Genomic DNA, 8,391 nt, shown 5'->3' on the forward strand with positions numbered 1-8,391 from the left:
GGCGGGGGCGGGGGGGGGGGGCCGCGGGGGGGCCCCCCCCCCCGGGGGGGCGCCCCCCCCCGGCCCCCCCCCCCCCCCCCCCCGGGGCCCCCCCCCCCCGGCCGCCCCCCCCCCCCCGACGTCGTGCTGTCTGCTCAGGCGGAGTAGCCGCGGGTGGCCATCCAGTTCGCCAGGTCGATGGTCGTGATCCAGTACGACGGCACCGCCGGGTTCGCCGAGTCGGCGATCTTCACGGTCCGGCCGTTGTCCCGGTAGCCGACCACGGCGATGTAGTGCCCGCCGGAGAAGGAGTGCCACCCACCGTCGACGTCGGTGGCGTCGCCGACGATGTTCGCGACCACACCGCGCCCGTCACTGACTGCGGCCACCACGTCGGCCTGGAGCCGGTCCATCTGGGCCGGGCTGGGCGCGCCCGGGAACATCCGGGTCCGGTACGGGTCGCCCTTGACCACCGCGTTCAGCACCCGGGTGGTGTCCTCGGCGGAGTTGGTGCCCATCTCGGTGGTGCCGAGCTGCGTGGCCAGGGCGTCCTGGCTGCGCTCGATCCCGGCGGCGCTGAGCGCGTTGCGGGTGGCGGCCGGGCCGCAGTAGAAGTACGTGGTCTGGGCCTGGTAGTCGTAGTCCAGGACCTTGCTCGCCGGCGGCTTCGGCGGCTCCGGCTTGCGGGTCAGGTCGGGGTCGACGGCCTTCTTGACCGCGGGCGCCGGGCTGGCGGCCGACGGCGCGGCGGTCGACGGCGAGCTGCTGGTCGAGGGGCTGGTCCGGGCCTCGCCCCGGGAGGCGACGCTGTCGCTGCGCAGTTCGGCCACCGCGGCCGAGGCGTGCTGGGTGGCGTGCTTGTCGTCGCCGTTGTGCAGCAGCGCGCCGGCGCTGGACGCGAGCACCAGCGCCGCGGCGGACGCGGCGGCGACCTGCGCCGGACGCTGGGTGGCGAGACGACGGAGCTGACGCTTGAGGGTGTGCTTCACGGGATCCTCCACGGACTGAGGGGAAGAGCGACGCACCGGGCCGGCGTCCGAGGACAGGCAGGCGCGACCGCGCGGATCTCGTCCGCGGGTGGTGGACCGCTCAGGGGAACGCCCGGTGGCCGGGCGGGAGACGCGGGTGCCGGGGTCAGCTCGCCGCTACGGGGCGGGCGAGCGCGGGCACCGCGGTGCCGTGGAGGGGTGGGGACGACCAAGGGGTGGGAGCGGATGACACGAGGATGGAACTCCTTCCGACACCGCCGACCGGGTTAGCTGACGGATTCGGGCGGGAAGATCGCCCTACCGCGGGCCGTGGCTCGCGGATTCACCCCGGAACTGCATGTGGGTCCCCGGCTCGTGGAACTCGATTAGGCGGGTCGGCGCGGCGTCGCCTCTTGCGATCGGTTACCGCACCGGACGGGCCGACACTACTGGTAGGTATGGACCCTGCCAACCCTTACCCACCTGCGTAAACGTCGATCATGATAATTTTTTTTGCGCGTACGGACACTGGCGTGACTCAATGGGACGGGCAGTTCTGTCGGCACCTGAGGGCGACAATCGGACAGGCCGGCGACAACGGCCTCCGAACCCCCGCGAGATTGGTGCCCACTGTTCCGGCTGACCGTTTCCGGCGCGCTGTGGCCGGGGTCACGGAACAATCGCCGGATCAGCCCACCCGGGCCGGCCGCCAACGCCCGGCGGTGGCCCGCGCGGCGCTGACGGCCTCGGCCCGGCGGGGCGCCGGCACCCGGGCGGGCCGGAGCCGGGCCGCCGCCGCGTACGCCTCGGCGGCGAGGGTCCGGGCCGACTCGGCGGCAAGCTCGGCGTCCCGCCACGCCGACCGCTCCCGCAGCGCCGCGGCCCGGTGCTCGGCCAGCTTGCCGTCCCGGATCACCCGGGCCAGCAGCACCTCCTGCTCGACCGGGTGCCGCCGGGGATCCCAGCCGTTGCGGTGGGCCAGCACGTCGCCGAGCTGCCGCAGGGTCAGCTCACCGCGCCAGTGCGCCGCCGTGGCGGCCCGGTGCAGGTGCCGCTCCCGGGCCGCGTACTCGGCGGGGGTGTGCGGTGTCCTGGGCGGGCCGAACGCGCCCGCGCCGGCGAACCGCCGGGCAGCCGTCTCCGCCTCGTCGTACGCCGTCCAGGCCCGCTCGGCCTCGGCCTGAACGGCCAGCCAGTCCGCGCGCCGTCGCCGGGCGGTCTGCGCGGCCCCGGCAGCCGCGACGGCCACCTCGTCGGCGTAGCGGCGCAGGTCGGCGGCGTCGGCCGCGGCCAGTTCCCGATCGGTCAGGGCAGCGGGCGGGGTGTCGTCCGGCCGGTCGCGCTCGGGGCGGGCGACCAGCACGGTGAGCACGGTCAGGGCCAGCACCAGCAGGACCGACCAGATGGCGGCGGCCTGCGGCACCTCGATCAGGAACTGGTAGAGGACGGTCTTCTCCATTGACGGCACCTAACGGGCAGCGGAGGCGGATGCGGAACCGCGGGGGCTTCCAGCGCGATCGCGGGCCACTGTCAGGCTGCCCGGAGCTGGGGCAGCGGAACTGGCCGGATCGGGTCGCCGGGCGGGCGCGGCGGGAAGGTTCGACAGGCGCGGTGGCGGGCGGCTTGCCCGGGTGGGATCAGGCGGCCGGTGGGGCCCGGGGCGCCCGGGCGGCCGGCGTGGCCGAGAGCGGCGGCCGGACATCCGCGGCGACCCAAACGGTCGAGGCGCCAGCCGGCGCGGGTGCGGCCGGACCGGCCAGCTCGGAGGACAGCAGGCTGTTGGGAACCCGCTGCTCGGCGACCAGCGCGTCGTCGGCGCCGACGTGGTGCCCCGCGACCGGGCCGGCCACCGGCGCCACCACCGGCGCCGGCGCGTCCGTGGCAGGCGCACCCAGGCTCAGGGCGCCGAGGACCGCGAGGCTGGTCAGCAGCCGCGCCGCCCATCGCGCGACCCACCACAGGGGACAGGTGAGCGCGACGGAGGACACGGCACCACGCTACCGTCGGCGCCGCTGGGTCGCATCGGGTGACGGGCGTGTCGCCGACGCCGCGCCGGGTGCTCTGACCAGGGTGGACAGCCTCAGCGCGACTCGACGTACGCCGGCTGGTCGGCGGGAGGCGCGGCGCCCGCGCGGGGCGCCGGAACGGTGACCGTGGCGGGCGGCGCGGCCGGCGGCGCGGTGTCGGCCGGGCGTGCCCGCCGGCGCGGCGCGAGCCGACGCATCATCGGCATCTCGACGTAGCGGTGCAGCAGCCCGGCGAACACCAGGTTCAGCAGCAGGAAGCCGAGCACCACCGCCGGTCCGCGCCAGCCTGGCAGCCCGACGCCCCAGTCGCCGGTCAGCCGCAGCACGGTCATCATCACGAAGACGTGCACCAGGTAGAAGGCGAACGACACCTCGCCGAGCCAGAGCATCGGGCGGGACCGCCACGGTGAGCGCCGGCCACGTACGTCGGCGTCGGCCGCCGCCGTGATGACCAGGATGTACGCCACCGACAGCAGCGCGGCCCAGAGTTCGGCGCGGACCCACGCGGCGGCGACCACCCAGGTGCCGACGAAGAGGGCGCTGGCCAGCGTGAGCCGGGGGCCCCGCCACCGACCGCGGCGCATCAGCTCGGCGGCGGCCACGCCCATCCAGAACTCCAGCGAACGCACCGGCGGGAAGATCTGGGTGAACCACCAGCGATCGGCCTCCGGCACCAGCGCCTGGGCCGGCCAGAGCGCCAGGATCAGCAGCGGCACGGCCACCACGACGGCCCAGAGCAGCCACGGTCGCGCCCGGCGCAGATAGGGCAGCACCAGCGGCAGGCAGAGGTAGAAGAAGAACTCGCAGGAGAGCGACCAGCTCACCGTGTTGACGCTGTAGAAGTAGCCGGGCGTCGGGTTCCAGGCCTGGATCAGCAGCAGATTCTGCACCGCCGCCGAGGGGTTGACCGGGTCGGCGAACCAGAGCCCGACCAGCAGCACCAGCGCCCACAGCAACAGGTGGTTGGGGTAGATCTTGGCGACCCGCCGGCGCCAGAAGTCCCGCCGGCGCTCGCCGGGCCGGTACGACCAGACCAGCACGAACCCGCTGAGGATGAAGAAGAACTGCACCCCGGAGAGGCCGAGGCTGAACACCTTGTTGACCACGCCCTGGTAGTCCGGCTCGGCGATGATCCGCATGGTGCCGGCGTGGAAACCGAAGACCAGCAGTGCGGCGATCCAGCGCAGCCCGGTGAGGGAGGGCAGCCGGCCGGCCGCTGCGGTCCGACCCGACGGCGCCGTCGTCGCTGCGCCCGTCATGCCCGGCCTCCCACCATGCGCGGCGTCACCAGCACGTACCTCTCCTCCCAGCGGTCCGGTGGGCGGCGCAGGCCGCCGCCGTGCGGTGGTTCCCGGTCAGTGCCGTCCGTTCGGGCACCCTACCCGCCCGGTCGGCGGACGCCGTCCAGCCGGGTGGACGAGGGTGACGCGTGGGTGTTCGTCCGCTGTCGCGTGGCCTAATATCTCGGGGCCTGGAGGTGTCGGACGTACCGCCTCCCCAACCCAGTCGGGGCCGGCGTCCGGAGTCGGACGCCGCCGCGGACGGACGAGAGGTGGAGCCACCGATGCACCAGCGGATCCTCATGCGGGCCAAGAAGGGCCCCTTCGACGTCTACTCGCCGGAGGAGACCTTCGAGAGCAACTGGATCGGCGAGAACAACGGCAACCTGGTCTTCAGCCACGCCGCGCACAAGCTGCTCCGGACGGCGACGGCAGAGATCACCTCCACCGAGTTCAAAATCGACCTGCGCGACGCCGACAAGATCAACGAGCAGTTCGACGTGTACGTCATCCCGCTCGCCAACGCGTTCCGGCGCAGCTACGCGCACCGCATCGTCACCATGACCAAGCTGATCGAGCGGCTGAAGATCCCGGTGGTGGTGCTCGGGGTGGGCGTGCAGACCGACGTCAAGGGCGACCGCGAGTACCTGCGCCCGATCGACGACGTGGTCAGCCGCTTCGTCCGCGCGGTGCTGGACCGCTCGCACAGCATCGGTGTGCGGGGCGAGATCACCGAGAGCTACCTGCGCACCCTCGGCTTCTCCGCGGTCGACGTGATCGGTTGCCCGTCGATGTTCCTGCACGGCGACAGCCTGCGGGTGGAGAAGCGCAAGGAGACCCTGGAGCCGCACGACCGGGTCGCGCTGACCATCTCGCCGTACGTGAAGTCGATGGCGAAGGTGGTGACCGCGCACCACCAGCGGTACCCGAACCTGCGCTACCTGCCGCAGGACCTGAAGACCCTCGGCACCCTGCTCTACGGCGACGCCCCGGAGGACCGGGGCAAGAAGAGCGCGATCCCGATCCACACCTCACACCCCCTCTTCACCGAGGACAAGGTGCGGATGTTCGTGGACCCGTGGACCTGGATGGACTACCTCTCCGGGTTCGACTTCGCCTTCGGCACCCGGATCCACGGCACCATCACCGCGTTGATCGCCGGCACGCCCGGTTACCTCTTCGCGCACGACTCGCGCACCCTGGAGCTGGCCCGGTACTTCGACATCCCGCACCGGGTGATGAAGGACGTGTCGGCCGACGTCGACGCCGCCGACCTGTACGCGGAGGCGGACTACACGGCGATGAACAACGGGCACAAGGCCCGCTACGAGACGATGCTCGCCTTCCTCGCCAAGCACGACCTGGGGCACGCCTTCGCCGACGGGGAGAGCGCCACCCGCTTCGACGAGCAGGTGCGCGCCACCACCTTCCCGCCCGCCGTCCGCCCGGCCGGCGCCACCGACGCCGACATGCTGCTGGAGCGGGTGCGGTGGCTGCGCGACCGCAACCAGGAGCTGCGCGGCGAGGTCGAGACCCTCCAGGAACAGCAGCTGCGGGCCCGGGTCAAGCGGGTGGTCGGCGGCCCGGTGCGGCGCATCCTCAACCGTTAACCCGCCGCTCGGCGGTTGTTCAGAAACTCCACCTTCGTCGGCCACGTCCGGTTCCGGGTCCGTCCACCCGCGCGGTCGAAGGTGGCGGCGTGGTCAACGAGTCCCCGCCACCGCTGCTCAGCATCGTCGTGCCCGTGTACGGCGTCGAGGCGTACCTGTACCAGTGCCTCGAGTCGATCCGGGCCGACATTCCGGCGGGCGAGGCGGGCGCGGTCGAGCTGATCGCCGTGGACGACGCGTCCCCGGACCGCTGCGGGGACATGCTCCGGTCGTACGCCGCCGGCCGGTCCGGGATCCGGACCGTGCACCTGAGCAGCAACGTCGGCCTGGGGCTGGCCCGCAACGCCGGCCTCGAGGTGGCCGCCGGCCGGTATGTCTGGTTCGTCGACAGCGACGACTGGCTGCCGCCGGGCACGATCCCGGCGGTGCTGGACCGGCTGCGCCAGCACGAACCGGACGTGCTGATGCTCGACCACCTGCGGGTGCACGAGGACGGCCGGCGCGAGGTCGACGCGAGCAGCCACCTGCTGCACGGGATCTCCGGCGTGGTGCGCCTGGCCGACCAGCCGCAGCTGCTGCGGGTGCAGCACACCGCCTGGAACAAGGTGGTGCGCCGGGCCTTCCTGGACGAGTTGGAGCTGCGCTTCTTCCCCGGCTGGTACGAGGACATCCCGTTCAGCCACCCCCTGCTGATCGGCGCGGAGAAGATCTCGGTGCTCGACCGGATCTGCTACCTCTACCGCCAGGGCCGGCTCGGGGCGATCACCTCGACCCGCAGCGGCCGGCACTTCGACGCCTTCGACCAGTACGAGCGGCTGATGGACTGGGTGCGCCGCCGGCACCCCGACGAGCAGTTGCAGACCGAGCTGTTCCAGCTGATGGTGAACCACTACCTCGTGGTGGTGGGCAACGACGACCGGCTGCACCCGCACCTGCGCCGGGCCTTCTTCCAGCGGGTCGCCGAGCACTACCGCCGGTACCTTCCGGCGGCCGGCTACCCGCCGCCGGCCGGAATCACCGGGCTGAAGCACCGGCTGGTCGGGCGCAACGACTACCTCGCGTACGCGGCGCTGCGCCAGGCCCACCGGGTGGCGGGCCGGCTGCGCCGCCCGGCCCCGCCGGCCGGCGACGCCCCGAGCGGGCGGGCCGCGGACGACGCCCCGGGCGGGTCCCCCGGCGACGACCCGGCGAGCGGGGCGACAGACAGCGTCCGCAACGACGCGCTGGCGGGCCGCGGCAACCCGTGACCGCACGCCGGGTCAACATCCCCGCCGGGAGCCGCTTCGGCTCCCGGCGCCCTGGTTTTCCAGGTCGTCCCCGCACCCGGTGGACGACGACGACAGGACCGCACACTGGTGCGGACGCAGGTGAGCAGAGGTCGGTATGACGGCGACACTGAAGATCGGACCGCACGCGGTCGGTGCCGGGGAGCGACCCTTCGTGGTCGCCGAGATGTCCGGTAACCACAACGGTGACCTGGACCGGGCGCTGGCCATCGTCGACGCGGTGGCGGCGAGCGGCGCGCACGCGCTCAAGCTCCAGACGTACCGCCCGGACACGATCACCATCGACGTCGACACCCCGGCGTTCCGCATCTCCAGCGGTCACGAGCTGTGGGGCGGCGAGAACCTCTACCGGCTCTACGAGAAGGCGCACACCCCGTACGAGTTCCACGCCCCGATCTTCGAGCGGGCCCGGCAGCACGGCCTGACCGTCTTCTCGTCCCCCTTCGACGCCACCGCGGTGGAACTGCTCGAGTCGCTGGACGCGCCGGCCTACAAGATCGCCTCTTCGGAGCTGGTCGACCTGCCGCTGATCCGCCTCGTCGCGGGCACCGGCAAGCCGATGGTGATCTCCACCGGGATGGCCACCATGGCCGAGATCGACGCCGCGGTGCGCACCGCCCGGGACGGCGGCGCCGGCGGCATCGTCCTGCTCGCCTGCACCGCCTCCTACCCGGCCCCGCCGCAGGACAGCAACCTGCGCCGGATCCCCGTGCTCGCCGACGCGTTCGGCGTGCCGGTCGGGCTGTCGGACCACACGCCCGGCATCGGGGTGCCGGTCGCGTCGGTGGCGCTCGGCGCCTGCTTCATCGAGAAGCACGTGACCCTGGACCGCGCCGACGGCGGGGTGGACTCGGACTTCTCGCTCAACCCGGACGAGCTGGCGGCGCTGGTGATCGAGTCGGAGCGGGCGTACGCGGCGCTCGGTGGCACGGCGATCGGCCCCACACCGGCGGAGCGGGAGGGCCTTCGCTTCCGTCGCTCGCTCTTCGTCGTCGAGGACGTCCGCGCCGGCGACCCGGTGACCGAGCGCAACGTCCGTTCCATCCGGCCGGCGGGTGGCCTGCCGCCGGTCGAGATCGACCGGGTGCTCGGCCGCACCTTCGCCACCGACGTCCCCCGCGGCACCCCGCTGAGCTGGGACCTGATCTGACTGTGAGGCTGGCCGGGTCGGTCCGCAGATGATGGGCTGATGGTCGGCGGCAGCGGACGTGACTCTTGCTCTGACTGGCTTCGTGCCTTTG

7 protein-coding genes and 1 riboswitch are annotated in these 8,391 nt (G+C 73.1%); of the genes, 3 read left to right on the plus strand and 4 right to left on the minus strand.

The genetic code is table 11. The annotated features are described in order from the left end of the window. Window positions 1–134: 134 nt before the first annotated feature. The 4 genes from ACIBBA_RS33400 to ACIBBA_RS33415 form a co-directional block, all read right to left on the minus strand. Entirely contained in the window at window positions 135–980 is an 846-nt protein-coding gene (locus ACIBBA_RS33400; protein ID WP_396702867.1) for a C39 family peptidase, read from the minus strand. A 228-nt stretch (window positions 981–1,208) separates the two neighbouring features. Further along, window positions 1,209–1,350, minus strand: a riboswitch (cyclic di-AMP (ydaO/yuaA leader). 285 nt (window positions 1,351–1,635) lie between these two features. Beyond that, window positions 1,636–2,406, minus strand: a complete 771-nt coding sequence (locus ACIBBA_RS33405) for a hypothetical protein (protein ID WP_396702869.1) — start codon at window positions 2,404–2,406, stop codon at window positions 1,636–1,638. A 178-nt stretch (window positions 2,407–2,584) separates the two neighbouring features. After that, window positions 2,585–2,935: a hypothetical protein gene (locus ACIBBA_RS33410; RefSeq protein ID WP_396702871.1), complete on the minus strand. Its 351-nt coding sequence runs from the start codon at window positions 2,933–2,935 to the stop codon at window positions 2,585–2,587. A 92-nt stretch (window positions 2,936–3,027) separates the two neighbouring features. Continuing rightward, a complete protein-coding gene (locus ACIBBA_RS33415; protein WP_396702873.1) occupies window positions 3,028–4,233 on the minus strand; it encodes an acyltransferase family protein in 1,206 nt (401 codons plus the stop codon). Between the two features lie 305 nt (window positions 4,234–4,538). Here ACIBBA_RS33415 and ACIBBA_RS33420 point away from each other — a divergent pair, with 305 nt between their 5' ends. The 3 genes from ACIBBA_RS33420 to pseI all read left to right on the plus strand — a co-directional run bounded on the left by ACIBBA_RS33420 (window position 4,539) and on the right by pseI (window position 8,300). Next, entirely contained in the window at window positions 4,539–5,864 is a 1,326-nt protein-coding gene (locus tag ACIBBA_RS33420; RefSeq protein ID WP_396702875.1) for a polysaccharide pyruvyl transferase family protein, read from the plus strand. 89 nt (window positions 5,865–5,953) lie between these two features. Continuing rightward, window positions 5,954–7,111 (plus strand): glycosyltransferase family 2 protein, encoded by a 1,158-nt coding sequence (locus ACIBBA_RS33425; RefSeq protein WP_396702877.1) that lies wholly within the window; start codon window positions 5,954–5,956, stop codon window positions 7,109–7,111. 136 nt (window positions 7,112–7,247) lie between these two features. After that, complete coding sequence (gene pseI, locus ACIBBA_RS33430) at window positions 7,248–8,300, plus strand: pseudaminic acid synthase (protein WP_396702879.1); 1,053 nt, start codon at window positions 7,248–7,250, stop codon at window positions 8,298–8,300. Window positions 8,301–8,391: the final 91 nt, after the last annotated feature.

The organism is Micromonospora sp. NPDC051006 (assembly GCF_044456245.1).
Taxonomy (GTDB): domain Bacteria; phylum Actinomycetota; class Actinomycetes; order Mycobacteriales; family Micromonosporaceae; genus Micromonospora.